This is a genomic window from Bacillus sp. FSL R12-0074 (assembly GCF_038005725.1).
GTDB lineage: Bacteria > Bacillota > Bacilli > Bacillales > Bacillaceae_G > Bacillus_A > Bacillus_A mycoides.
This window is the reverse complement of sequence record NZ_JBBOTR010000001.1, coordinates 3,528,953-3,554,810: the sequence shown is the minus strand read 5'-3', so window position 1 is coordinate 3,554,810 and position 25,858 is coordinate 3,528,953. Positions and strand designations below refer to the sequence as shown.

The 25,858-nt window shown below is 34.8% G+C and carries 30 protein-coding genes; 21 read left to right on the top strand and 9 right to left on the bottom strand.

What is annotated here, in order from left to right; all coding sequences use genetic code 11:
- Positions 1 to 27 precede the first annotated feature (27 nt).
- From NSS97_RS18400 to NSS97_RS18380, 5 genes are all read left to right on the top strand, one after another.
- The gene (locus NSS97_RS18400) at positions 28 to 1,596 is read left to right on the top strand and encodes an FMN-binding glutamate synthase family protein (protein ID WP_341113720.1); all 1,569 of its coding nucleotides are present in this window, start codon (positions 28 to 30) and stop codon (positions 1,594 to 1,596) included.
- Between the two features lie 325 nt (positions 1,597 to 1,921).
- Complete coding sequence (gene putP, locus NSS97_RS18395; protein WP_002142737.1) at positions 1,922 to 3,400, top strand: sodium/proline symporter PutP; 1,479 nt, start codon at positions 1,922 to 1,924, stop codon at positions 3,398 to 3,400.
- 340 nt (positions 3,401 to 3,740) lie between these two features.
- Complete coding sequence (locus NSS97_RS18390; protein WP_002167825.1) at positions 3,741 to 4,679, top strand: ring-cleaving dioxygenase; 939 nt, start codon at positions 3,741 to 3,743, stop codon at positions 4,677 to 4,679.
- 27 nt (positions 4,680 to 4,706) lie between these two features.
- A complete protein-coding gene (locus NSS97_RS18385) occupies positions 4,707 to 5,321 on the top strand; it encodes an alpha/beta hydrolase (RefSeq protein WP_060750840.1) in 615 nt (204 codons plus the stop codon).
- Positions 5,322 to 5,458: 137 nt separating this feature from the next.
- Entirely contained in the window at positions 5,459 to 6,253 is a 795-nt protein-coding gene (locus NSS97_RS18380; RefSeq protein ID WP_060750820.1) for a phosphotransferase, read from the top strand.
- Between the two features lie 114 nt (positions 6,254 to 6,367).
- Here the strand turns inward: NSS97_RS18380 and NSS97_RS18375 are convergent, their stop codons facing one another.
- Positions 6,368 to 7,900 (bottom strand): BA3702 family sensor histidine kinase, encoded by a 1,533-nt coding sequence (locus NSS97_RS18375; RefSeq protein WP_107886498.1) that lies wholly within the window; start codon positions 7,898 to 7,900, stop codon positions 6,368 to 6,370.
- Between the two features lie 236 nt (positions 7,901 to 8,136).
- Between NSS97_RS18375 and NSS97_RS18370 the strand changes: the two genes are divergently transcribed.
- Positions 8,137 to 8,508 carry a VOC family protein gene (locus tag NSS97_RS18370; protein WP_107886499.1) on the top strand — a complete coding sequence of 124 codons (372 nt, stop codon included), beginning with the start codon at positions 8,137 to 8,139 and terminating at the stop codon, positions 8,506 to 8,508.
- A gap of 20 nt (positions 8,509 to 8,528) precedes the next feature.
- Here the strand turns inward: NSS97_RS18370 and NSS97_RS18365 are convergent, their stop codons facing one another.
- On the bottom strand, positions 8,529 to 9,338 hold the full coding sequence (locus tag NSS97_RS18365; protein WP_107886500.1) for a YitT family protein: 810 nt from the start codon (positions 9,336 to 9,338) through the stop codon (positions 8,529 to 8,531).
- Positions 9,339 to 9,481: 143 nt separating this feature from the next.
- Between NSS97_RS18365 and NSS97_RS18360 the strand changes: the two genes are divergently transcribed.
- Genes NSS97_RS18360 through NSS97_RS18350 form a run of 3 tightly spaced genes read left to right on the top strand, consistent with a single transcriptional unit; the run spans position 9,482 to position 11,022 of the window.
- On the top strand, positions 9,482 to 10,285 hold the full coding sequence (locus NSS97_RS18360) for a protein phosphatase 2C domain-containing protein (RefSeq protein WP_107886501.1): 804 nt from the start codon (positions 9,482 to 9,484) through the stop codon (positions 10,283 to 10,285).
- A gap of 15 nt (positions 10,286 to 10,300) precedes the next feature.
- Positions 10,301 to 10,753: an N-acetylmuramoyl-L-alanine amidase gene (locus tag NSS97_RS18355; protein ID WP_107886502.1), complete on the top strand. Its 453-nt coding sequence runs from the start codon at positions 10,301 to 10,303 to the stop codon at positions 10,751 to 10,753.
- Positions 10,754 to 10,770: 17 nt separating this feature from the next.
- Positions 10,771 to 11,022, top strand: coding sequence for a DUF2164 family protein (locus tag NSS97_RS18350; protein WP_131929140.1), 252 nt, complete (start codon positions 10,771 to 10,773; stop codon positions 11,020 to 11,022).
- Positions 11,023 to 11,044: 22 nt separating this feature from the next.
- On the opposite strand, the gene NSS97_RS18345 is transcribed toward NSS97_RS18350, so the two are convergent.
- A complete protein-coding gene (locus NSS97_RS18345; protein WP_000160409.1) occupies positions 11,045 to 11,257 on the bottom strand; it encodes a CsbD family protein in 213 nt (70 codons plus the stop codon).
- 171 nt (positions 11,258 to 11,428) lie between these two features.
- Complete coding sequence (locus tag NSS97_RS18340; protein ID WP_107886504.1) at positions 11,429 to 12,241, bottom strand: GNAT family N-acetyltransferase; 813 nt, start codon at positions 12,239 to 12,241, stop codon at positions 11,429 to 11,431.
- Positions 12,242 to 12,393: 152 nt separating this feature from the next.
- Between NSS97_RS18340 and NSS97_RS18335 the strand changes: the two genes are divergently transcribed.
- From NSS97_RS18335 to NSS97_RS18305, 7 genes are all read left to right on the top strand, one after another.
- Positions 12,394 to 12,597, top strand: coding sequence for a hypothetical protein (locus tag NSS97_RS18335; RefSeq protein ID WP_107886505.1), 204 nt, complete (start codon positions 12,394 to 12,396; stop codon positions 12,595 to 12,597).
- Positions 12,594 to 13,154 (top strand): GNAT family N-acetyltransferase, encoded by a 561-nt coding sequence (locus NSS97_RS18330; protein WP_107886506.1) that lies wholly within the window; start codon positions 12,594 to 12,596, stop codon positions 13,152 to 13,154. Before NSS97_RS18335 ends, NSS97_RS18330 begins: the two co-directional genes overlap by 4 nt.
- Before the next feature lie 268 nt (positions 13,155 to 13,422).
- Positions 13,423 to 14,211: a helix-turn-helix domain-containing protein gene (locus NSS97_RS18325; protein WP_107886507.1), complete on the top strand. Its 789-nt coding sequence runs from the start codon at positions 13,423 to 13,425 to the stop codon at positions 14,209 to 14,211.
- Between the two features lie 168 nt (positions 14,212 to 14,379).
- On the top strand, positions 14,380 to 15,993 hold the full coding sequence (locus NSS97_RS18320) for a long-chain fatty acid--CoA ligase (protein WP_044443574.1): 1,614 nt from the start codon (positions 14,380 to 14,382) through the stop codon (positions 15,991 to 15,993).
- A gap of 123 nt (positions 15,994 to 16,116) precedes the next feature.
- Positions 16,117 to 16,692, top strand: coding sequence for a biotin transporter BioY (locus NSS97_RS18315; RefSeq protein ID WP_107886508.1), 576 nt, complete (start codon positions 16,117 to 16,119; stop codon positions 16,690 to 16,692).
- Between the two features lie 65 nt (positions 16,693 to 16,757).
- Positions 16,758 to 18,221 carry an AMP-binding protein gene (locus NSS97_RS18310; protein WP_107886509.1) on the top strand — a complete coding sequence of 488 codons (1,464 nt, stop codon included), beginning with the start codon at positions 16,758 to 16,760 and terminating at the stop codon, positions 18,219 to 18,221.
- Entirely contained in the window at positions 18,214 to 19,311 is a 1,098-nt protein-coding gene (locus NSS97_RS18305) for an acetyl-CoA C-acyltransferase (protein WP_107886510.1), read from the top strand. The genes NSS97_RS18310 and NSS97_RS18305 overlap by 8 nt, the downstream gene beginning before the upstream one ends.
- Before the next feature lie 8 nt (positions 19,312 to 19,319).
- Here NSS97_RS18305 and NSS97_RS18300 read toward each other — a convergent pair whose 3' ends face one another.
- Positions 19,320 to 19,901 (bottom strand): DUF6434 domain-containing protein, encoded by a 582-nt coding sequence (locus NSS97_RS18300; RefSeq protein WP_107886511.1) that lies wholly within the window; start codon positions 19,899 to 19,901, stop codon positions 19,320 to 19,322.
- A gap of 104 nt (positions 19,902 to 20,005) precedes the next feature.
- On the opposite strand from NSS97_RS18300, the gene NSS97_RS18295 reads away from it, so the two are divergent.
- A complete protein-coding gene (locus tag NSS97_RS18295; protein ID WP_107886512.1) occupies positions 20,006 to 20,449 on the top strand; it encodes an NUDIX domain-containing protein in 444 nt (147 codons plus the stop codon).
- A 42-nt stretch (positions 20,450 to 20,491) separates the two neighbouring features.
- Here the strand turns inward: NSS97_RS18295 and NSS97_RS18290 are convergent, their stop codons facing one another.
- Positions 20,492 to 21,694, bottom strand: a complete 1,203-nt coding sequence (locus tag NSS97_RS18290) for an alanyl-tRNA editing protein (RefSeq protein ID WP_152630543.1) — start codon at positions 21,692 to 21,694, stop codon at positions 20,492 to 20,494.
- 133 nt (positions 21,695 to 21,827) lie between these two features.
- Between NSS97_RS18290 and NSS97_RS18285 the strand changes: the two genes are divergently transcribed.
- Both NSS97_RS18285 and NSS97_RS18280 read left to right on the top strand, forming a co-directional pair.
- Positions 21,828 to 22,220 carry a hypothetical protein gene (locus NSS97_RS18285; RefSeq protein ID WP_002137716.1) on the top strand — a complete coding sequence of 131 codons (393 nt, stop codon included), beginning with the start codon at positions 21,828 to 21,830 and terminating at the stop codon, positions 22,218 to 22,220.
- Between the two features lie 84 nt (positions 22,221 to 22,304).
- Complete coding sequence (locus NSS97_RS18280) at positions 22,305 to 23,543, top strand: MDR family MFS transporter (RefSeq protein WP_044443555.1); 1,239 nt, start codon at positions 22,305 to 22,307, stop codon at positions 23,541 to 23,543.
- A 58-nt stretch (positions 23,544 to 23,601) separates the two neighbouring features.
- On the opposite strand, the gene NSS97_RS18275 is transcribed toward NSS97_RS18280, so the two are convergent.
- Together NSS97_RS18275 and NSS97_RS18270 are read right to left on the bottom strand one after the other, a co-directional pair.
- Entirely contained in the window at positions 23,602 to 23,982 is a 381-nt protein-coding gene (locus tag NSS97_RS18275) for an Hsp20/alpha crystallin family protein (RefSeq protein WP_002087791.1), read from the bottom strand.
- A gap of 125 nt (positions 23,983 to 24,107) precedes the next feature.
- The gene (locus NSS97_RS18270; protein WP_002014281.1) at positions 24,108 to 24,251 is read right to left on the bottom strand and encodes a small acid-soluble spore protein P; all 144 of its coding nucleotides are present in this window, start codon (positions 24,249 to 24,251) and stop codon (positions 24,108 to 24,110) included.
- A gap of 121 nt (positions 24,252 to 24,372) precedes the next feature.
- Between NSS97_RS18270 and NSS97_RS18265 the strand changes: the two genes are divergently transcribed.
- Both NSS97_RS18265 and pdaB read left to right on the top strand, forming a co-directional pair.
- A complete protein-coding gene (locus NSS97_RS18265; protein ID WP_341113703.1) occupies positions 24,373 to 24,636 on the top strand; it encodes a hypothetical protein in 264 nt (87 codons plus the stop codon).
- A 46-nt stretch (positions 24,637 to 24,682) separates the two neighbouring features.
- Positions 24,683 to 25,408, top strand: coding sequence for a polysaccharide deacetylase family sporulation protein PdaB (pdaB, locus tag NSS97_RS18260; protein ID WP_107886514.1), 726 nt, complete (start codon positions 24,683 to 24,685; stop codon positions 25,406 to 25,408).
- Positions 25,409 to 25,445: 37 nt separating this feature from the next.
- On the opposite strand, the gene sspO is transcribed toward pdaB, so the two are convergent.
- Positions 25,446 to 25,595 (bottom strand): small acid-soluble spore protein O, encoded by a 150-nt coding sequence (gene sspO, locus NSS97_RS18255; RefSeq protein ID WP_002033549.1) that lies wholly within the window; start codon positions 25,593 to 25,595, stop codon positions 25,446 to 25,448.
- Between the last annotated feature and the right edge of the window lie 263 nt (positions 25,596 to 25,858).

The following is a 25,858-nucleotide window of genomic DNA, read 5'->3' as shown; positions in this document are numbered from 1 at the left end:
TTATGGATTTTCATAGGAGGAAGCGGGATGAGTGAAACGCTACTCGTTATTATTAGTATATTGCTCTTATTGATGTTACTATTAATCATTTTTTTTATTATTACATTTTTTATTAAAAAACGGACGCATCATTCTATATTAAAGTTACATCCATACTTAGGAAGGATGCGTTATTTACTTGAAAAGATAGGACCGGAATTTAGGCAATATTGGTTTGATCATGATACGGATGGAAAGCCCTTTTCACGTTATGATTTTCAAAGTGTAATGTTTCTAGCAAAATACCGTTCAGAAATACTCGGTTTTGGATCAAAACGAGATTTTGATGCATCTGGATATTATATCGCTAATACATTATTTCCGAAATTAACAGATGAATTAAGTGTGAATGTAACGCAAGAACGTGAAGGGAAAAAGTATGTGATTCATAAAGAAGGGTTATTTTCACGAAGAGAAAAATTGACAGCGGATACAACGAATCTTTGGTTATATGAAGAAGACGATGCAATTATCGTCGGTGAAAACCGCAAATATCCGTGGAAACTGTATGGCATGTTTGGCGCATCAGCAACTTCTTACGGTGCGATTGGCGAAAATTATATTTTGGCAAGTGGATTTGGCGCGAAGATGGCTGGCGGTTCGTGGATTAATACGGGGGAAGGTGGTGTAATACCGGAACATTTACATACCGGTGCAAATATCGTTGCGCAAATTGGTCCAGGATTATTTGGATATCGTGATGAGGATGGTAAGTTTTCAATGAAGAAATTTATGGAGAAAGCGAAAGAAAGTAATATTAAAGCATTCGAATTTAAATTTGGGCAAGGTGCGAAAATACGTGGTGGTCATCTAGAGGGACAAAAAGTAAATGAGAAAATTGCTTCTGTTCGGAATGTGCGAGAAGGAGAAACGATTAATTCACCGAATCGATTTCCATTTTTAAAGAATGCAGTAGATACACTTTATTTTATTCAACGTTTGCAAGAAAACGGTGGTAAACCAGTTGGGATGAAGATTGTAATTGGACAGCAGGAACCGTTGGAAGATTTATTCAAAACGATGAAAGAGTTAAACATTTATCCAGATTTCATTACAATTGATGGTTCAGAAGGTGGATCAGGTGCTACGTATAAATCAATGGCAGATAGTATGGGAATACCGCTTATTCCAGCATTACTGACATGTATTGATACAGCGAATCATTACGGTGTTCGGGAAAAATTCAAAGTGTTTGCCTCAGGGAAATTAATTACACCAGATAAAGTGGCAATTGCTTTAGCCATTGGTGCAGATGCTGTAAATTCAGCACGCGGATTTATGATGGCAAGTGGCTGTATAATGGCACTTCAATGTAATTCCGGACAATGTCCATCTGGAGTTGCCACGACGAATCCGCACTATCAAAAAGCGCTAGATCCGTATGAGAAGAAATGGCGAGTAATGAATTATGTTGTTAGTATGAGATATAGTTTGTTCTCACTTGCGGCAGCAGCGGGAGTAAAGAGCCCGCGCCATTTAACGAGAGAGCATATTGTGTTTAAAGATGAGGTGGGGCGGATAGTTCCTCTTTCAGAATTGTTTCCTACTAGTAAATAGAAGATATGCTATGTTTAATACATTAAAAGTCATACATTCGTATGGCTTTTTTCTTTTAAAATTCAACTAATAAACGAATGAAAATAAGGTGTGAAAAAACGCTATTTTATTTTCTGAATATTTTTACTTTAATTCCTTTTAAAAACCGGGTAATCCACTGGGATAAAGGCGTTTATAAAGGTTTTCACATGTAGTGAAAAGGGCTTGTTCACTTGAAAGAACAAAAAATGTTTGTTAAGGTAGGGAACCATAAGCGAAAACAAGAAAATAGAAAAAGTCATTTTTCGAAATTTTGAATGGCTTATGTAACTAAGGGAGAGATTTGGTGAAGATTGAGATTATGGTTTCGCTTGCTATTTATATGGCAGGTATGTTGTATATCGGCTATTGGTCTTATAAGAAGACATCCGATTTATCAGATTATATGTTAGGCGGAAGGGGACTCGGTCCAGCAGTTACAGCTTTATCAGCTGGTGCTTCTGACATGAGTGGTTGGATGCTAATGGGATTACCTGGTGCGATGTATGCAACAGGATTATCAAGTGTATGGATTGCGATAGGTTTATTAATAGGTGCTTATGCAAACTATTTAATTCTTGCCCCGCGTTTGCGAACGTATACAGAAATGGCAAATGATTCAATTACGATTCCAGATTTTTTAGAAAATCGGTTTAAAGATCGTACGAAAATACTTCGTTTTGTCTCCGCTATCGTCATTTTAGTGTTTTTCACATTTTATGCGTCAGCTGGTTTAGTTTCAGGTGGACGTTTGTTTGAGAATTCTTTCAATCTTGATTATAAAATTGGTTTATTTGTAACTGTCGGTGTCGTTGTTGCTTATACATTATTCGGTGGCTTTTTAGCAGTAAGTTGGACCGACTTTGTGCAAGGTTGTATTATGTTTATTGCTCTTGTGTTAGTGCCAATTGTAGCTTTTACAGATGTCGGTGGTGTAACAGAAACATTCAATACGATTAAGCAAGTTGATGCATCGCATTTAGATATGTTTAAAGGTACTACAATTCTTGGTATTATTTCATTTTTAGCATGGGGTCTTGGGTATTTTGGTCAACCGCATATTATTGTTCGCTTTATGGCAATTACCTCTGTTAAAGATTTAAAAACTTCTCGTAGAATCGGTATCGGTTGGATGACGATTTCAATTATAGGTGCAATGCTTACTGGTCTAATTGGTATTGCTTATTACGCTAAAAATAATGAGAAATTACAAGACCCAGAAATGGTCTTTGTAACATTCTCAAACATTTTATTCCATCCGTATATTACTGGATTTTTATTGTCAGCTATTTTGGCTTCGATTATGAGTAGTATTTCCTCGCAATTACTCGTTATTTCAAGTGCTGTAACGGAAGATTTCTATAAAACATTTTTCCGTCGTAACGCAAGTGATAAAGAACTTGTATTTATCGGTAGACTGTCAGTATTAGTAGTAGCTATGATCGCAGTTGTTTTAGCGTATCATCCAAGTGATACAATTTTAACACTTGTCGGTTATGCTTGGGCAGGATTTGGTTCAGCATTCGGACCCGCCATTTTATTAAGTTTATATTGGAAGAGAACGAACAAATGGGGCGTTCTTGCTGGTATGATTGTAGGTGCAGTAGTTGTTATTACTTGGGTACAAATTCCAAGTTTAAAAGCGACTATGTATGAAATGGTACCTGGATTCTTCTGTAGTTTATTAGCTGTTATAGTTGTAAGTTTATTAACGAAAGAACCAGTGAAAGCAATTCATCGTGAATTTAACGAGATGGAAGCAGTGTTGGAAGAGGAAACGAAATAATTAGCGAAGAGAGTAAATGCTAACTAGCATTTACTCTCTTTTGATTTAAAATGAAAATAAGTGCTTGTTGACAACTAAAAGTAAGTAACTTATAATAAATATTGAGTTCAAGATAATTTATTTCCGAATAAAGATTTTAGATGGAGTAAATATTTTTTTGGAATTATCTCGAATTCGAGATGAATTCAGTGATATAGAAGATAATGCGTAATTTCACAGCTTATATCTCGAATTAAAGATAAAATCATAACGATGGATTTTACTTTGCAGTATGGACAAAATGAATAATGAATTTTAATGTATAAAAGTTTTTAAAATGAAATAAAAAGGGGCGGAGAAAATGGAAAAGAAAACAATGGGAATTCATCACATTACAGCAATCGTAGGACACCCACAAGAAAATGTAGATTTTTATGCAGGTGTATTAGGATTGCGTTTAGTAAAACAAACAGTGAATTTTGATGATCCAGGTACGTATCATCTTTATTTTGGTAATACAGGAGGAAAGCCTGGAACAATTATTACGTTTTTCCCATGGGCAGGTGCTCGTCAAGGTATTATTGGGGACGGTCAAGTAGGCATTACGTCTTATGTCGTACCAAAAGGTACAATGGAGTTTTGGGAAAATAGATTAGAAAAATTCGACGTACCGTATACAAAAATGACTCGGTTTGGAGAACAGTATATAGAATTTGATGATCCACATGGTTTGCATATAGAATTAGTTGAAAGAGAAGAGGGCGAATTAAATAATTGGACTTTTGGGGAAGTTACGCCAGAAGTAGCAATTAAAGGATTTGGCGGTGCTGTTCTTTTATCTGCACAACCTCAAAAAACTGCTGAATTGTTAGAGCATGTTATGGGTCTTGAGAAAGTAGGAGAAGAGGGAGAGTTTATGCGGTTCCGTTCTTCTGCTGATATTGGAAATATTATCGATTTGAGATTATCAACAATTGGACGTGGGCAAATGGGTGTTGGTACAGTTCATCATATTGCTTGGAGAGCGAGTGATGATGCTGATCAATTAGACTGGAAAGAGCATGTTTCTCGCTTTGGATATGGTGTAACCCCTGTACAAGACCGAAACTATTTTAACGCAATTTATTTTAGAGAACACGGCGAAATCTTATTTGAAATTGCAACAGACCCTCCTGGTTTTGCCCATGACGAATCTTTAGAGACGATGGGTGAGGAGTTAAAATTACCGGATCGATATGAACAACATAGAAAACAAATTGAACAGACACTCTTACCATTTGAAGTGAGAAATCTAGATTAAAGTGATTGAAAGGGGAAAAGGAATATGATGAAACATGTTTTTCAAAAAGGAAAAGATACGTCAAAACCAGTGTTGTTATTGCTTCATGGTACAGGAGGAAATGAATTAGATTTATTACCGCTTGCAGAAAGAATTGATCGGGAAGCTTCTGTATTAAGTGTTCGTGGAAATGTATTAGAAAATGGGATGCCTCGTTTCTTCCGCCGATTAGCAGAAGGTATTTTTGATGAAGAGGATCTTGTTTTCCGTACGAAGGAATTAAATGAATTTTTAAATGAAGCAGCAAAAACATATGAATTTGATAGAGATAATATCGTAGCTGTTGGGTATTCAAATGGAGCAAATATTGCGGCGAGCTTATTATTCCATTACGAAAATGCATTAAAAGGTGCAGTCCTTCATCACCCAATGGTGCCTAGAAGAGGAATACAATTACCTAATTTAGCAGAGAAATTCGTGTTTATCGCTGCTGGAACAAATGATCCAATTTGTTCACCTTCTGAGTCAGAGGAATTGAAGATGATATTAGAAAATGTAGATGCTAATGTAACAATGCATTGGGAAAATAGAGGACATCAATTAACGATGAATGAAGTAGAGAAGGCAACAGAATGGTATGAAAAAATATTTTCACATGCATAAATAGTAGACTAAATCGAGTGTAAAATCATAAAGATTTTATACTCGATTTTTTTGTTGCAATTTAAGGGGTTAAAAGAGAATAGGAAAGTTATGTTAAAATATAAAGAAAATGTAGAATAATGGAGGGGAACTATTAGATGTCAAACTACGAAAATGAAGAAATGCTAACGGGAGGGAATGTCTCAAACGTATATCGTTCGGAAGATACTGTTCGACGAGAATTAAAGAAAGGCAGTACCCGAATTCATAAGCTATTAAACCATTTGGAAAACAAAGGTTTTAGTTATGCACCAAAGTTTTTAGGTATTGATGATAAAGATAGAGAGATATTATCATTTATTGAAGGAGAAGCTGGTAATTACCCTTTAAAAGAGTACATGTGGTCTAATGATGTTTTAAAAGAAATAGCGAAGATGCTCCGTCTTTATCATGATGCTGTGAGTGATTTCCCGTTATCAGATGATTGGAAACCGATGGATAATACTCCAAATAAAATAGAGGTTGTATGCCACAATGATTTTGCAATATACAACATTATTTTTAATAACGAAAAACCAGTAGGTATTATTGATTTTGATGTTGCTGGTCCTGGACCAAGACTTTGGGACATAGCCTATACTCTTTACACTTGTGTCCCATTAAGTAGAGTTTATTATAAGGAAACAGGTGCGGCGGTTTATTATAATTCATTACAGCATGCAGACCGCATAAAGCAAAGAGTTAAATTGTTTTTTGAGTCCTATAAAAGTGATGGCATCGCCGAGGATTATTTGGAGATGGTACTTCTACGATTAGAAGGATTATGTAAATACATGAAAAGAAAAGCACTAGAAGGTGATATGAACTTCCAAAAGATGATAGATGAAGGGCATCTTGAACATTATGAAAATGATATTCAGTTTATTCGTAAACATGGAAGAGAATGGATGTAATGAAATACGTTTTATACAAAAATAAAGCTCAGAGTCATATAGGGACTTTGAGCTTTTTAGTGTAGATGTTTTCAACAACAACTGAACTACTTATAATATCTTGTAGATGTATAGTTACGAGTTTGTTACAGGATGAGCTGTAGCAATCGGTAATTGGATATCGACAGTTGTTCCTATGTTTAATTCACTGGAAATGAATAATTTTCCGTGATGCTCTTGAATGATTTTATAGCACATCATTAAGCCAAGGCCAGTTCCTTTTTCTTTCAAGCTATAAAAAGGTTCGCCAAGACGAGCCATGCGCTCTTCAGGAATCCCACAACCTTCATCCATAATGCGTATTGAAACAAAATCATTTTCTAACGAAGCTGTTTGAATGAATATGTTACCACCATCAGGCATCGCCTCGATTGCATTTTTTAATATGTTAATCAAAACTTGTTTTAATTGATTACTGTCACATTGAATGTCAGAAATATAATCGAAATGATCCATGATGATATGAACGCTATGCATAACTGCTGTTGGTAAAATAAAAGTTACAACTTCTTCAATTAATGTTTGTACGTTGCATGTATGAATAGATAACACTTGTGGTTTAGACATCGCCATAAATTGGCTTGTTATAGATTCCATTTGTGAAATTTCACTCAACATAACGTCTACATACCATTTATTTTCCTCATTTATTTCTGGATGTAATAATGTTAAAAATCCTTTTAATGAAGTGAGTGGGTTTCTAATTTCATGGGCAATTCCAGCTGTCAGTTGTCCTACTACTGCAAGCTTTTCGGATTTTCGTAATAACTTTTCAGTTTCTTTTAGTTCGGTAACGTCCCTTCCCATCACTATAAGACCTTTGCGTGAGCCATCAGGGTGGAAGAGTGGGACCTTTGAAATACTTAAAATTAGGTCGAAATCATCTCTATGTATAATAAATTCCTCTCCGTGAAGAATTTGTCCTTTTTGCCATGTTAGTTCATCAACTTCTTCACAATGCAAAAAAGCTTCCCGATACGCTTCGTTATATTGAATGAGTTCATTATCTCTTTTTCCATGATAAGGAACGTTATGGAAATTGAAACAAGAAAGCGCATAGTCATTCGCTTCAAGCCAGCGCCCTTCATGATCCTTAAAAATAACAAATGCAGGCATTGAATTCATTAATGTGCGTAATCGTTTCTCACTCTCTTGTAATACTTTCTCAATTCTTTCTGATTTTTCAAGGGGTTTCATAATGGCGTATACACCTGTTAAACGGTGTTCAACAAAAATAGGAACTAATTTTGTTACGACATCTAGTGAATATCCGTCTTTATGATAAATAGAGACGATATACTCTTTTTGATTGTCAGCTGCAGTATTTTTTATGTATTGTAGTACTTGATCAGAAATATGTGCTTCTAAAATAGAAGTGATTATTTTTCGCTCTAATTCGCTAGAAGTATAACCTAATATTCTTTCAGCAGCGGGGTTAATATGTAAAATAACTCCTTCTAAATTCAATGAAATAATACTATCAGGATTATGTTCAAAAAGAGATGCATACATTTCTGCTAAAGAACGATTTTGTATATGGTTTCGCAAGCGTCCAGATACGTTCGGATGACGCTTTTTTTGAGTAGATGAATATTTTTTACGACTCATAATATTTCCTCCGTACAACTAGCATCTAAAAAAGATTAATCTATTAATAACTATAATATAGGTGTGACATATATTTCTATAAAAAATGGAAATTACATAGTAAATTTTCTTTTTTTATTTTTAGTGGAAGGTATAAAAGGTAGTAATAAGAGAATCTTATATTGTTTTATTAATTTTCTGTAAATTACAGAGATGCGTTTTCTTTATAATATTAGAATAGAAGAGGGGGAAGGAATATGAAAAATTATATTCAAGGAATTGATCATGTACAAGTAGCTGCACCCGTAGGATGTGAAGAAGAAGCACGAGAATTTTATGGTAATAAAATTGGTATGGAGGAAATTCCAAAGCCAGAGGAATTAAAGAAGCGTGGTGGGTGTTGGTTTAAGTGTGGAAATCAAGAGATTCATATCGGAGTTGAGCAAAATTTTAATCCAGCTAAAAAAGCGCATCCAGCTGTTTATGTTTTGAAAATTAATGAATTTAAACAAGGGTTAATAAAGCAAGGTATTGAAGTAATAGATGATCATGCACGACCAGATGTAATCAGATTTTACGTGTCAGATCCGTTTGGAAATCGAATTGAATTTATGGAAAATAAAAACTAGGTGGAGGTCCACCTAGTTTTTTACACTTTTCTAAACAATCCTAATACTTCAACAGTCTCCGTAATATTAACGAATGCATGAGGATCAATTTCCGAAATCGTTAGTTTCATACTTGCCAATTCTTCACGTGAAACGACTGTCATAAGTACACGTTTTTTCTCGTTTGAATAAGCACCTTCACCATCAAGTAACGTAATTCCACGTACTACAGTTGAAAGAAGCTTTTTTTTCATTTCTTCTGCTTGATTTGTTACAATCATAAGTGTAACTTTACGATGTTTCGTATGAACGGCATCAATTACTTTACCAGTTACATAAATTGAAAGTAAGCTTGTAAGGGCAACATCCCAAGTGAAGAAAAATCCTGCAATGACAACAACAATAGTATTTAATGCAATAAGGAATCCACCAAGTTTAATATCTCGCTTACGAGATAACAACATACCGATAATATCAAATCCACCAGTTGAACCATGGCAGTTAAAGACAAGACCAATACCAGCTCCGGCGATGACACCGCCAAATACAGATGATAAAAGTGGATCTGTTGCTACGACTTTTACTGGAACATAGTATAATGCAACAGATAATACAATTACAGAAACAACCGTGTTAAAAATTACTTTTTTTCCAAGACCTATGTATCCTAAAATAAGGATAGGTAAGTTCAATACAAAGTTAATAATACCTGTGTTTACAGGGGTTACAATCCCTAAAATGATAGCAATTCCGCCAATTCCACTACTTAAAATTTTATGGGGGATAAGGAAAAGATTAAAGGCAATTGCGATAATAATAGAACCAAAAATAACACCAAGAAATCTGACCATCTATTTCCCGTCCTTCACTAAATAATCATATTATTTCAAGATTATATATGAAATTGAAAGTTTTTGGGGAAAACAGTTTATTTTGGAAAATTAGATTAATCTAAATAGTTCGAGTGTTTGATAAATTGGGAGGGGATACAGATATGAAGATAACGACGTATCAACAGAAGAGTCCTTTAAAACAAGAGTGTGAGGATTCATTTTTTTGTAATGAAGATAAAATGATTTACGGTGTATGCGATGGAGCAACACCGTTAGTTCCATTTTGTGATGAAGAAGGACATAATGGAGCATACATCGCTTCACATTTATTTGCAAGTCATTTTACTTCGCTACGAGAGATCAATAGTTTACAAGATGAAGTTGCAAAGGCGAATGAATTATTGCAAAACAAGATGCTAGAGTACAAGGTTGATACGAGAAAAAAAGAACATCTGTGGTGTACATGTATTGCAGCAGTTCAAATAGAAGGCGAAAAACTTGAATATGCACAGTTAGGTGATTGTATGATCGTTGCAATACTTCAGGATGGAGCGATGAGAGTATTAACGAAAGATACGGTTCAAGGAATTAGTAAACGTGCAAAAAAGAAGAGAGAGGAAGATAGAGAAAAGGGATTACCTGTACCTGAGGAACACGTTTTTCAAGATGTTCGGGAGCAGTTAAAATACAATCGCTATCTTGCAAATATGCCAAACGGCTACTCAGTTGCAAATGGGATGAAAGAAGCTATGGATTATTTACAATATGGTGAATTACATGTAGCTGAAGTAAGTGGGATTTTTATTTGTTCAGACGGATTGTTTCACCCAGAGTGGTCGTTAGAACAAACTGTAGCATATATAAGAAAGAATAGTATAAAAGAATATGTAGCAATCATTGAAAGGCTAGAAGGAGAAAATAGAATAAGACCAGATGATAAAACAATTATTATAATTGATTTTTAAGGGGAGGAAGTTCAAATGGAAATTAAATGTGTAAATTTAACATTTCAAGATGAATTAGTTCCTTTAGAGAAAGTAAATAAACTGATTGTCCACCATACGTCAGAAGATGGATGGGATGTGTATAAAACCCACGAATTTCATCAAAAGGTAAGAGGATGGAGCGGGATTGGTTACAATTATTTTATTGAAGAAGATGGAACTGTAGTCGAAGGGCGAGGTTTACATATTGGAGCACATGCGAAAGATAATAATAGTGACACAATTGGAATATGTATGACGGGAAATTTTGATAAATATGATCCAAATACTGCACAAATGAATTCATTATATTCTTTATGTAAAATGTTTATGAAGCAGTTTGCCATAGAGAAAGGAAATATACTCGGCCATAGGGAGTTAGAAGGGGTTACAAAAACTTGTCCAGGAAATCGCTTTTCTATGGTAGAGTTAAGAAAAGTATTATCTTAAATATAGAGGAGTAACGAATGATGATGAACATAAAAATAGCGAATGATAAAAAAGAAGAGCTTGTAGCACAAATTCAGCAATTTTTCGTTGAAGAAGATTTAGATGAAATTGGACGTTTCCAAGCAGAACGTTTAATAGAAGAAATGATAAAGTTAGTAGGACCATTTGCATACAATCAAGCAATTGGAGATGCAAGAAAGCTTGTAAGTGAGAAATTAACGAATATTGAAGAAGATTTGTATGTGTTAGAGAAGAATGAGGGTAAATAAAAAGAGCCAGATGGCTCTTTTTTTATTTGTTTTCTTTATGTTCTTTATATTCATGTACTTTTTCTTTTACATTACCGACAGTATCTTTAGCAGTGCCTTTCACCTTATCCCATTTTCCCTCGGCTTGTAATTTTTTATTGTCAGTTACTTTCCCGACAACTTCCTTTACTTCACCCTTTACCTTATCAATGGCACCTTCTACTTTTTCTTTTAAACCATGATCATGTTTAGTCATACATTTCTCCTCCTTGTAGTTTGAGTAGAATTCTCTTTTCATATTGCAAGTTGAATGATGTATCTAGTAATAGCGTAACAAATTTAGTTTGAATATTCAAATGAGTAACAGGATAGAAAGGTAGTTGTCATAAAATGTATACATTCGTAATGGAAAGAAAAAGAAAGTTAATTATATGTCTTTCGCAGTCCATATTGATTTTGTATAAGCAATTTTCATATGGGCACGTTCCATATTATTTTGACTGCCGCTACCAAATCGAGCTTGTCCAACTATTAAATTGCAATTGGATGCAACAGCGGTCTCAATTCGTTTTTGAATTAATACGGTATGACAACCTTTACGTTGAAATTCTGGCAAAGTAGCAGAAGCAGCTAATGAAGCAACACCTTTATTTATATAAAGTACCCCTATACTAGCAGGAGTGTTTTGAACTTCGGCTATGAAAAAATGCCATCCTGGTTTATTGTAAAGAATTTCATTATTTTGACGAACACCATTTTTTGTAAAGGACGGCATATTAAATCCACGTACATAAATATCTGCAAAAGTATGAAACTCATTTTCTTTCAGTTTGCGTACTGAAATGTTAGAAGGGGGAAGTAAAAAATCTTGTCCCGGTATACTATATAAAGCGGTATGGAAGCTAGATTGGTAAAAGCCTTTTTGAGATAAGTATTGAAATAGTTCAGTTGTGCCTTGAGCCGGTGTAATTTCAAAACGGCAAGGGATTTGTAGTGATTGATAATAAGAGATGATTTCATCTATCTCATCTGTATTTGTAGATGCAATGCCCTTTACTGTGTTAAAAGTAGGACCAGCAATTATTTTTGATGAAAAGGCAGTAGCACTCCCGAACTTTTTCATTTGTACTTGCATTGGATTTCCGTTTATTTCTTGTAGTGCCTCTAATCTAGAAGAAAGCATATGTATTTCTGCGTTCTCAATTTCTTGTGCTGTATTGACTGTCATAATTCTACTCATACGATTCCTCCGTCAATAAATATATTTCATAGTACATATACGATGTTTGTTCTGAGATTCCTGTTGAAATGTAAGAGAATAAGAGGTTTTTTGGAAGGGAAATGGAAGCGAACTGTCGAAGGGAGTGGAAACAGATTAAAGGTGGTGCTCTCATGAAACAGAAAGACGTGCAGACATGCTCTCATTGCGGTTCTCAAAACATAGGAGAAGGTGAGTTTATCGGTTATGCACAAATACGGAAAAAGGAAACGATGTTCACATCATCGCCAGTAGATGCTTATATTTGTACGGATTGTGGCCATATTCTCTCATTAAAAGTAAGAAATTATGAAAAGTTTAAACAAAAGCCGTTATGATTGTTGAGAAGTGGTCGTATCCAACGTTGTATACAGAACGTCTTATCTTAAGAAAAATTGATATGAGTGATATTTTACATATATTCGAGTATGCTTCGGATAATAAATTAACAACTTATACGGTATGGGATGAACATCGATCGTTAAATGATACGAAAAAGTTTATTTATGAAATCATGGAAAGATATGAGAAAGAAAAAGTCGCTCCTCTTGGAATAGTATTAAAAGAGAAGCAGAAACTCATAGGGACATGTGGATTTATAAGTTATGATTCAACTATACATAAATCGGAAATTGCATACACCTTATCGCGAAAATATTGGGGAAAAGGATTAGCTACCGAGGCTGCGTTAGCTTTTTTTAGTTATGGATTTAATGAGTTACATCTTAATAGCATTGAAGCGGGATGTAATTCAGAAAATGAAGCATCTGAAAGATTAATGAGACGTTTAAATATGAAGTATGAAGGTACGATTCAAGATGATTTGTTCGTTAAAGGTAAGTATCGTGATACAAAACGGTATTGTATATCTAGGAAAAGATATATGAATCAATGAAATATTTTATATTGAAAACTCCTTTAATTGAATAAGGGGGTTTTTGTTTTACATATAACAATAATTACCTTTAATTGTTATAATTGGTTATTGAGAAATATTGTTTTTCTTAATACCACAATCATAGAAGAAAACTAGCTAAATCGTATACAAAACCGCTATATAACACAATCGCAACCGTAAGTTGACAAAGTGCAACCAGAGGAAGATAGAGATAAGAGCAATGTTTACCTACAATTTAGTTAAGAAAACAAAGGGGGACACACATATGGGATTTGGTGAGAAGCTTTTTAAATTAAGAAAGGAAAAAGGCCTTTCTCAAGAAGCGTTAGCTGAGAAATTAAACACAACAAGACAAGCGGTTAGTAAATGGGAAAATGGTCAAGGTTTTCCTGAAACCGAAAAACTAATAATGATTGGAAATGTATTTGAAGTATCTCTTGATTACTTATTAAAAGAAACTGCTGAGCAAAGTAATGAAAAGGAAAATGGTTATTATGTAAGTCAGGAAATGGCGGAAGGGTATATAGTGTATGGGCAAAAAATTTCTAAATATATTGCGTTAGGATTTAGTTTGCTCATTTTATCGACAATACCGTATTTATTATTTAAAGAAAATGCAACAATGTCGACATTCCTTGTTATTATCATTGCTGTCCTTGGAATTGGAGCAATGATGGTACCTGTAACTATAGAAGAGAGTCGATACAATGTATTAAAAAAAGAAGAATTACTATTTGATCCAAGCTTTTTAAAAGAATTGACAAAAAGATATGCGACTATTAAAAAGAAGTATGCTGCAGTAATGATCGTTGGATTTTGTTTTATAGCAGCAGGAGCGATACCATTTTTATTTGAGAAAAAGCATATCACTTCAGGAGAATTAGTGCAGTATTATCCGTACTGTGTTGTACTTATTGCTATTGGAGTCTATCTTTTTGTTCGTGTTGTAGGAGTGTGGGAGATGTATCGAATTTTAGTAGAAAATAAGGAATACAGTAATCGTTTTATTTTTAAAATGAAAAAGAAAGTAAGAAAAAAGGTAGATAGTTTATAAAAAATAAAAAACATGTTTCGAATCAATGTATTCAAAACATGTTTTTTATCGTTCTGAATTATTTCCAAAGAAATAATTCAGAAAATACAGAAAAATATCGTAATCATTTGTAGAAGTCTGTTATAATAAACGAAAAATGAAAACGCTTTAAAGGGGGATATAACCAATATGATGATGAATGTACCGCTAACAATTAGTTCTATGATGGAAAGAGCAGAGAAACTGTTTTCGAAGAAAGAAATTGTTTCACGGACACATGATAAAGTTACGACGTTAACGTATAAGCAGTTAGGTGAAAGGACGAGAAGACTTTCAAGTGCGCTAAAAAAATTAGGAATTAAAGAAGGCGAGCGTATAGGAACGTTAGCGTGGAATCATCATCGACATGTGGAGGCGTATTTTGCTATTCCAGGTATTGCTTCCGTTTTACACACAATTAATATTCGTTTATCTCCTCAACATATTTCATACATTATTCAGCACGCAGAAGATCGAATTCTACTTATAGATGAAGATCTCGTACCACTTGTTGAAAATATTCAATCACAATTATCAACTGTACAAGCCTACATTATTATGACTGATAAAGGTGAACTTCCCAATACTACGCTAGAACCTGTATATCATTATGAAAAGCTATTAGAAGAAGGCGATCCAACTTTCCAATTTGTAAAAGATATTGATGAAAATACACCTGCTGGTATGTGTTATACGTCAGCAACTACAGGAAACCCAAAAGGTGTTGTATATACGCATCGTAGTACTGTATTGCATTGTATGGCACTCGGTTTAGCGGATACAGCTGCTTTATCGGAAAGTGATGCGGCGATGGCAATTGTACCGATGTTCCATGTGAACGCTTGGGGGCTTCCTTTTGCAGCTACTTGGTTTGGAACTAAACAAGTTCTGCCAGGACCAATGTTTACTCCAAAAATTTTATTAGAGATGATTCAAGCTGAAAAAGTAACGATAGCAGCAGGTGTGCCGACAATTTGGCTCGGTGTATTACAAGAGTTAGAAAATAATAGTTACGATTTATCTAGTATAACGAGAATATTATGCGGTGGTGCTGCTGCACCGAAAAGCGTTATTAAAGCATTTGAGCAAAAATATAATGTTCCTTTCGTACATGCATATGGTATGACTGAAACAAGCCCACTCGTAACACTTGCACGTTTAAAAAGTTATGAAACAGAATTATCATATGAAGAGCAATTAGAAATCCGCTCAAAACAAGGATATCTTGTCCCTGGTGTAGAGATGAAAGTAGTCGGTACAAATGGTGAAGTGAAGTGGGATGGTACTGAGATGGGAGAGTTATGTTTACGAGCACCTTGGATCGCTGAAAGCTATTATAACGATGATCGTACTGTCGAAGGATTCCGAGACGGTTGGTTATATACTGGTGATGTTGTTACAGTTGATGAGGAAGGCTGCGTGAAAATTGTTGATCGTACGAAAGATGTTATTAAAAGCGGGGGAGAATGGATTTCTTCAGTGGATCTTGAAAATGCTTTAATGGCACATGATGCTATATTTGAAGCGGCTGTCGTTGCAATTCCTCATCCGCAGTGGCAAGAACGCCCAGTTGCCTGTGTTGTTCAAAAGAAAAATAGTACGGTTACAAAAGAAGAAATATATGAGTTTTTAAAACCACAGTTTGCTAAATGGTGGTTACCGGACGATATTGTATTTATGGAGGAAATTCCGAAAACATCTGTTGGGAAGTTTTTAAAGCAGGCGCTTCGGAAAGAACTTGAGCATTTGCATAAAGAGAAATAATTGAATTTACGTTTGTAAACTTATATGGAGACAAGGTTGACAGACGGTGGATAGAAAGATAAGATAACTCCTATAATATGTTATCTAAAATCTAATTTAAGTTTACAAATAGGAGAAGCAAATATGAATACAAAAAACTTAGTTTTCGTCGCTTTATTTAGTTCTATTATGGGAGTGTTAGGGTTAATACCTCCAATTGCTCTTGCTATTACACCAGTTCCGATTACATTACAATCACTCGGTGTTATGCTTGCTGGTGGATTGTTAGGATCACGTCTTGGTGCGTTAAGTCAGCTTATTTTCTTACTTATAGTTGGAGTTGGAGCACCATTACTTGCTGGTGGACGCGGTGGTCCAGGCGTATTTGTTGGGCCAAGTGCAGGATATTTACTTGGTTATATCGTTGGAGCGTTTGTCATTGGTTATTTAATTGAGCGTTTACGTGAAGTTTCTATAATAAAGGTATTATGTATTAATATAATTGGTGGTATTTTCGTAGTTTATGTATTTGGTATTATTGTACAAGCTTTCTTTATGGATGTTTCTATATGGCAGACGATGAAAGTAAGTGCCGTATTTTTACCAGGTGATTGCATAAAAGCGATTATAGCAGCAATTCTTGTAACGAAATTACATCGTTCATTGAAACATATTATTACGCCTGCTTTGAAGAATAAAAAAATTACAAATGCAGGGTAAGAAAAAGGAGAAACACGTTACTTGCGTGTTTCTTTTTATTATTTTGTAAAGAAAGGACGTCTCATATGGGGATTACAAAAGAATATAAAAAGTATGCCTCTTTACAACCAAATAAAATAGCGATTAAAGAAGATGATAGAGTATTAACATATAAAGGTTGGTTGGAGTCAGTTTGTAAAGTAGCAAACTGGTTGAATGAAAAAGAATCGCAGAATAAAACGATAGCAATTGTATTAGAAAATAGTATGGAGTTTTTACAACTATTTGCTGGTGCTGCGATGGCTGGATGGGTTTGTGTGCCGTTAGATATAAAGTGGAAAGAGGATGAGCTCAAAGAAAGAATTGCAATTAGTAATCCGGATGTGATTGTGACAGAGCGATATAAGGTAAATGATCTACCGGATGAAGAAGGAAGAGTAATTGAAATTGATGAGTGGAAAAGAATGATAGAGAACTATCTTCCTACATATAATCCTGTAGAAAGTGTACAAAATGCTCCGTTTTATATGGGATTTACATCAGGATCGACTGGGAAGGCAAAAGCATTTTTACGTGCACAACAATCGTGGGTTCATAGTTTTGATTGCAATATACATGACTTTCATATGAAAAAAGAAGATTCTATTTTAATAGCTGGGACGCTCGTTCATTCTCTTTTCTTATACGGCGCAATAAGTGCATTGTTTTTAGGGCAAACGGTACACATAATGAGAAAGTTTGTACCAGTTCAAGTGCTATCTAGTATAAGGATAGAGAATATTTCTGTAATGTATACAGTTCCTACAATGCTTGAGTCTTTGTATAAAGAAAATAAAGTAATTGAAAGTGAAATGAAAATTATTTCGTCAGGAGCGAAATGGGAAGCTGAAGCAAAAGAGAAGATGAAGAATGTGTTTCCTTATGCAAAAAGGTATGAGTTTTATGGTGCGTCTGAGCTAAGCTTTGTAACGGCATTGGTTGATGAAGAGAGTGAAAGAAAACCGAATTCAGTAGGGAAACCTTGTCATAATGTACAAGTTCGAATATGTAATGAAGTAGGAGAAGAAGTACAGACAGGTGAGATAGGAACTGTGTATGTGAAAAGTGATCAATTTTTTATGGGCTATGTATCGGATGGAGCTATAATCCCGCAATTGTCCGAAGGTGGCTGGATGACAGTGCAAGATGTGGGCTACCAAGATGAAGAAGGCTTTATATATATTGTTGGTAGAGAGAAGAATATGATTTTATTTGGAGGAATCAATATTTTCCCAGAAGAAATAGAAAGGGTATTACAGACACATCCAGCTGTTGAAGAAATAGTTGTGGTTGGTGTAGAAGATAGTTACTGGGGTGAAAAACCTGTCGCCATCGTAAAAGGAAGTGCTACGAAGCAACAATTAAAAAGTTTTTGCTTACAACGATTATCCTCGTTTAAAATACCGAAAGAATGGCATTTTGTAGATGAAATACCGTATACAAATAGCGGGAAAATCGCTCGTATTGCAGCAAAAAGTATGATTAAAAACCGGGAGAAGATATATGAATAGGGCGGTTATTGTAGAAGCGAAAAGAACACCTATTGGTAAAAAAAACGGGATGTTGAAAGATTTTGAAGTTCAGCAATTAGCAGCACCACTTCTTACGTTTTTAAGTAGAGGAATTGAGAGAGAAATAGACGATGTTATATTAGGGAATGTTGTTGGACCGGGAGGTAATGTTGCAAGATTATCTGCTTTAGAATCTGGGCTTGGTTATCATATACCTGGTGTAACGATTGACCGGCAATGCGGCGCTGGATTGGAAGCAATTCGTACTGCGTGTCATTTTATTCAAGGGGATGCAGGTAATTGTTATATTGCTGGGGGCGTAGAGAGTACAAGTACGTCACCTTTTCAAAATAGAGCGCGGTTTTCACCTGAAACAATTGGGGATCCAGATATGGGATTAGCGGCTGAGTATGTTGCAGAGCAATATAACATAACAAAAGAGATGCAAGATGAATATGCTTATCTTAGCTATAAAAGAACGCTGCAAGCATTAGAAAAAGGATATATACAAGAAGAGATATTACCTCATTATTTTAATGGATTATTAGATGAATCTATAAAGCGAGAAATGAATTATGAAAGAATGATTAAGAGAACGAAACCTGTATTTTTACAAAATGGAACGGTAACAGCAGGGAATTCGTGTGGTGTAAATGACGGGGCATGTGCTGTTCTTGTAATGGAAGAGGGGCAAGCTCGGAAATTAGGGTACAAGCCAGTTCTTCGTTTCGTTCATAGTGCTGTAGTTGGAGTTGACCCAAATCTTCCAGGAACTGGTCCGATATTTGCCGTACAAAAACTACTTAGAGAAATGAATTTAGTAATAGAAGATATTGATTGTATTGAGATGAATGAAGCGTTCGCCGCTAAAGTTGTTGCATGTGCGCAAACGTTACAAATTCCGTATGAAAAGTTAAATGTAAATGGTGGTGCAATAGCACTTGGTCATCCGTACGGTGCGTCTGGAGCTATGCTTGTAACGCGCTTGTTTTATCAGGCTAAAAGAGAGTATATGAAATATGGAATTGCTACATTAGGAATTGGGGGAGGGATAGGGCTTGCTCTATTATTTGAGAAAGTAGAAAACTAGCAAGATAACTAGTTTTCTATTTTTTCAGGAATATAGGCGTTGTTACCAGGTTTTGCTTTTATTTTGTTCCAAGCAGCGATAGCATCAGCTTTTGATTTTCCTTTGTTATTTGGATCTTCGAAAAAGTCGCGAGTAAAGCGATTGTATTCAAACTGTGTACCGATAGTTGTTTTATAGGATGGTTCTTTTTTACGTTCGTTTTCTTCGTACCAAAACGTTATCGCGTCTTCATATGTTTTTCCAATATTCTCTTTAAAAAACTTTTGAAGAGCTACTGTAAAGCGAAAGTTTGCTCCAATTTTTTCTTTGAAAAAAGCACGCACATCTTCACTACAGCGGTGATTTTCAGTAATAATTATTTGAAGAGAAAGATCTTTATAAGAGAGGGAAGCTTTACTCACTTTTTGATGAGAACTGTTTTTTAATACTTTACCCGTAGTTAAATAATGTGAGATACGCCCGCTTATTTCAATCTTAGAGCCACTAGCTGGTAAATCATGCTCACGACAAAATGTTTGCAGTTCTGTTTTTAACCAATAATAGTTTTGGAAATCTTCAAGAGATATAGACTTCGTTAAAGGTGGGCGCATGCATATAACAACTTCTTTCTTCCATAATTTTCTTTAATTATAAAACGTACGTTCCTTTTGTGGGAGGATTAATTTATAAATTTAATGGGAAGAGGAGATTACATATGGAAAATGTAATGCAAGTTCGTGTTACTGGAATTTTAATTGAAGATGAAAAAGTATTGTTAGTAAAACAAAGAGTCGCTAATCGGAATTGGTCTTTACCTGGAGGAAGAGTAGAGAACGGTGAAACGTTAGAAGAAGCGATGATTCGAGAAATGAGAGAAGAAACCGGATTAGAAGTTAAGATTAAGAGACTACTCTATGTTTGTGATAAACCAGATGCTATCCCATCTTTATTGCATATTACGTTTCTGCTTGAAAGGATTGAAGGTGAAATTACGCTACCTTCTAACGAGTTTGACCATAATCCGATTCATGATGTGCAAATTGTACCGATTAAAGACTTAAGTCATTATAGTTTTTCGGAAACTTTTATAACTCTTATAAGTGAAGGTTTTGCAAGTGCAGGGAGTTATCAAGGCTTGAAACAAAATATAGGCCTGTAAATAATTGAAGGATAGCCGTTAGCTACCCTTCATAAACATGTTTTACACTGCTGACTGTAAAGAAGAAACAAGTTGATTTAAAAACTCATCCCCACTCATAATCGCTTTCCCACCACCACGAGCACTCTTTTTATTTCCTCCGCCTTTTCCTTCAATAGAAGGGAGGGCATCTTTTAAAAGTGTATTCATATCGAGTGTCACTGCTTTACCACAAGCAAGAATACATTGTAATTTGTCCTCATTTTCAATAACGAAATATGTAATTGCGTGTTCTTGTTGTTCTGTAATAATAGCGGATAGTTTTGCGATTTCTTGCATGGAACGATTTGTAAATGCTCGAGAGATAAGTGTTCCAGCATGTATTTCTTCCGATTGTTGTAATAGTTCATTTGCTTCTACAAATAATAGTTTTTCATTCATTGCTTGTACTGCCTTTTCGTTTTCTTTTTGAGAGGTAAGAAGTTGTGCTACTTTTGCTGGAATATCAGTGTCGCTACTGTTCAATTGTTTAGAAACATCTTTCATAATTTGTTGCTGTTGTCCCATTAATTTAAGAGCGCGCCAACCAGCGATAAATGTTAAGCGTATACCACCTTTATTGCGCTCCCATCCTAGTACTTGAATAGGGCCTACTTCACCTGTATGTTTCGGGTGTGTTCCACCACAACCGTTGTAGTCATAGTTTTCGATGATAACAACCCGTATATTTTCTGTCATAGTTGGTTCTTTGCGAAGGGGTAATGCTTTGGCCTCTTCTAAGTTCATCCATTCAATACGAATAGGGTGGTTTTCAAAAACAATTTGATTAGCAATTTGTGCGGCCTTCTCAACAGTTTCTGTAGAAAGATTGGCAGTTTCTAAATCAATGGTTATAGTTTCTTTTCCAAGATGGAACCCGATCGTCGGTATGTTAAAGTGATCCCAAAAAGCAGCGGATAAAATGTGCTGAGCCGTATGTTGTTGCATATGGTCAAAACGACGTTGCCAATCTATTTTACCCTCTACTTCTTCCGTATGTAATTGTTCTATTATGAAATGACGAATTTCTCCATTTACTTCTTCAACGTTACTTACCGGAATACCATTTAAAGTTCCAGTGTCGTGTGGTTGTCCGCCGCCTGTTGGATAAAATGCAGTTTCATTTAAGACAACATATAAGTTTCCTTCTGTACAATAATCTTGCTTTATAACTTTAGTAGTAAAGTCTTTCTTATAAGCGTCGATGTAATATAATTTTTTCTCCAATTTTCTTTCCCCTTTCGTGTTAGCTAGTTTCATTGTAAAGCAATTGAAATTAGTTTCCTAATATTTCAGAAGAAAGAAACTATTTTTAGAATTTTCTTGCTATAATAAGAAGAAAATGCGGGGGGGAATGAAAATGCCATATGAAAACGGCGTAGATAAGTTGCTTAGTTTAAGCAGAAATATTTCCGAATTATATCGAGAATTAAATGAGATGACCCGGATTTTAACGGATTGTAATCGAGAAAGTGTGAAATTTGATCGGTTATATGTAAAGGAGTTACTTTGGAAAAAAGAAGATGTCATAGAGAAGTATGAACAATTACTCGTCCAGCTTTGTATTAATGAATGCTTTGATTTAAAAAGTGTAATTACTGGCGAATATAAGTATACATATGAAGAAGTAGAAAGCATTGTTTTAGAATTTAATGAAAAGTATAATGTAGCTATTTTGATTAAAGATGTTTGTAAAGAACTACAGTTTACATATGGAATTGATATGGAAATAACGAGAACAGCTCGGGTATAAACATCTCAAGTATAGAAAAAGGAAAAAGAAAGCAGATCCTTTGCTTTCTTTTTTTATGTAGGAAAAGGGAGAGTAGGTTTAAAGATGAAGGGGAAGTTACAGCATATTCATCCACTTGGAATGAGTATCATTATAGGGACATTATTTGCTAGGTTTGCAACTTCAATGAGCATTCCTTTTTTAGCGATTTATTTAACGACTGTTAAAGACGTATCGGCTGGAATGACCGGTGCTATCATTGGAACGAGTGCGCTTGTTGGAGTGTTTGCTAGTTTTATTGGAGGCAATTTATCGGATCGATTTGGTCGAAAGATGATTATAATATGGTCCATGATTGTTTGGGTGTTTGTATTTATAGGGTTTTCAGTTGCAGATCATGTTTTTAGTTTCTTTCTATTAAACGCTTTGAATGGATTATGTCGTTCTTTTTTTGAACCGACATCAAGAGCTTTATTATCAGATTTAACGAAACCAGAGTATCGTTTACTCGTATATAATTTGCGTTACGGTGCAATAAATGTTGGAGTAGCGATGGGTCCACTTGTTGGATTACAGATTGGAAGTGCAAAATCAACGATTCCTTTTTTAGTAGCCGCTGGAGTGTACATTTTATATACAGTTATATTAGCGTTTCAATTTAAGAAATATCCACTTGATAAAAAGAAAGTAACTACAGAAAATCCGGTCACAATGTTAAGTGCGGTTCGGATTTTGCGAAAAGACATAGTATTTTTAGTTGCTTTAGTCGGAATCATTTTGAGTAATAGTGGTTTTTCACAGTTAACGACGACACTATCTCAATATTTTGCAAACGCACATATATTTCAAGATGGAGTAAAGTTGTTTTCATATATGCTAACTTTAAATGCGATTACAGTAGTAGTTATTCAATACCCTGTTATTCAAATGTGTAAAAAGTATACGCCGTTAGCATCTATTATGGTTGGAACGTTATTTGTGAGCGGGGGATTGTTTGGATTTGGACTAGTAGAATCTATGTTAGGGGCTGCTATATGTACAATTATTTTTACATTCGGAGAAGTATTAATGTTTTCAATGACAGATGTATTTATTGATGAGATAGCTGTTTCACATTTGAAAGGGACATATTTTGGAGCTATGGGCTTTTCAGGAATTGGAGTAGTAATTGGTCCTTGGTTTGGCGGGATACTTCTCGATCATTATGGATATCAAAATGGCCTTATAGTATTTTTAATATTAGCTATATTTTCAAGCGTAGCGTTCCCAGTTCTTTTAGTGACAAAAGGTTTAATGAAAAAAAGATATGTTAGAAATTCTAAAATAGAAATACATGCGAAATAACATGAGCCCGAGCAAACTAGAAGGTTGCTCGGGCTCATGTTTGTGTTTATAGTAATCCTTAATTTGAAAAAAGAACTTTCTTTTCATGTTTATTGGCAACTTCGTTTTTGGAAATATGAATGGCTAAATATCCATTCTCTAAACAGGCTAGCATCTTGTTATAAATGATATTAGTAGGTAAAGGAACAATCCGCTGTAAAGAAGTGTTTTTATAAAGTATACAAATGTTTAGGCCTGTCTCCATCTTTTTAATGAGTACATTTTGTGCAGTTGCATTTGGTACATCTGTTTCCAAAATGTATTCTTGTTCTGTTTCACAAAGGTCAATATGAATTTGATTTGGAAAACTAAAGTTACTACAAGAATCAGAACAAAATTGATCCATCCATTCTTCGAAACCATCAACATGAAAAAGACAATCCTTCTTTTTCTTGCCCATGAAAGACACCCTCCGTAAAATCTCAATTCATACTATGTTATGCATGAATGAAATAGAGGTGAAGAACAAATAGAAAAATATAAACATTTTATGTGAAAGATACAGTGTGTGTGAATGCTTTTGCTTTACATATCATGATGTGCATGATTTTTTTGACGTGAATGATTACGATTTTTAACTTTGTGAGATCCACTTAAAGGTTCGGGCTGTCCAGAAGATTGCCCTTTTTTCTCGTTTTGACGATTAGATTGATTATTGTTTTTACCCATTGTATTTTACACCTCCTCTCCCTATTTAGAATGAGAGAAGTTTGCGAATTTATACGAGAATGTTTTTTGAGAAACGGGTAAAGATAAGTAGGACTAACTCATATAGGAAGGTGAAAGTGTTATGCCATATCATAAAGATAAGCAACAGGCTTTTCAGGCCGCGCAGCAAGGGGTCGTTCAAGCGGAAAATATATTCAATAATATTGTGAAAAATGACCCGAATTACGGCCATGATTTAAAAGCGTTACGCCAAGAAGTGCAAGAGGCGTACGAACAGATTCAAAATGCACTTGAAGTAGCATCAGAAACGCAGCGTCCACAACTTGAGCAATATGAAAGTAATCTCCAAAATATTATGCGAAATGTAGATCAAATAGAAAAGTGAAAAAGGTTGTTGTGAATTCAACAACCTCATTACTTTTAGTGCTACTATGCTGAAACGAAAAATTATTCTATCAATTTTTTCTTTAATTTGTGCAGTACATATATTTCAAGTGGACAAAGTGGAAGCTAAAATGTTGTTAAGAAAAGAGCTAGAGCCAACTGGCTATGTAACATGGGAAGTGCCAAATAATGAAAAAATTATCGCAATTACATTTGATGATGGACCGGACCCAACTTATACACCGCAAGTATTAGAGTTATTACGTCAATATAAAGCGGAAGCGACTTTTTTTATGATTGGCTTTCGAGTTCAGCGTAATCCGTACTTAGTAAAGCAAGTGTTGAAAGAAGGGCATGAAATCGGAAATCATACGATGAATCATTTTTATGCGAGTAATTCATCAGATGAAAAATTAGAACATGATATTTTAAATGGAAAGAAATATTTTGAAAAATGGGTGAAAGAACCTTTATTGTTCCGTCCACCAGGTGGATATATTAATGATGCTGTATTTACTACGGCAAAAAGAGCTGGGTATCAAATTGTTCTATGGTCATGGCATCAAGACCCTCGTGATTGGGCGAATCCAGGTACAGAATCCATAGTAAATCATGTTGTGAAAAATGCTAAAAGTGGAGATATTGTACTGTTGCACGATGGAGGAAGTGATCGTAGTCAAACAGTGGCGGCATTAGCAAAAATTTTACCTAAGCTGAAAAAGCAGGGTTATCGATTTGTAACAGTTTCGGAGTTGTTACGTTATAAACATTAGAGAAAATCCCAAAAGGTATACCTTTTGGGATTTTTCGTTACTGATTCTTTTTTCGTTTCTTATTATTTTGTCGCTCTGCCGGAGTTAAAGGTTCATTTGCGAACTCTTCATTATAGCCAGTTCCTTGCCCTTGGGCGGATGCAGCATTCATTCCTGAAATAATATGATTGGCTTTTCGTTTACCCATTTTTCTCACCTCTATAATGTTTTTTATAGACGAACTATGAGTCGTTCATAGCATATATGAACGTAAAGTAAAACGCTGAAAGAGTGCTTTACTTTATAGTAATAGTATTAATAAAGAGCATGGACACTATTCAAATTTAGAAAGATAAAGAAAACTTATGATAATCCATAAGTTTCTTATTATTTACTTATTTAGAAAGTTGTAATAAGATATTATCGTAAGGTATTGAAAAGTTTGTCTACATTTTATATTCAGACAAATTA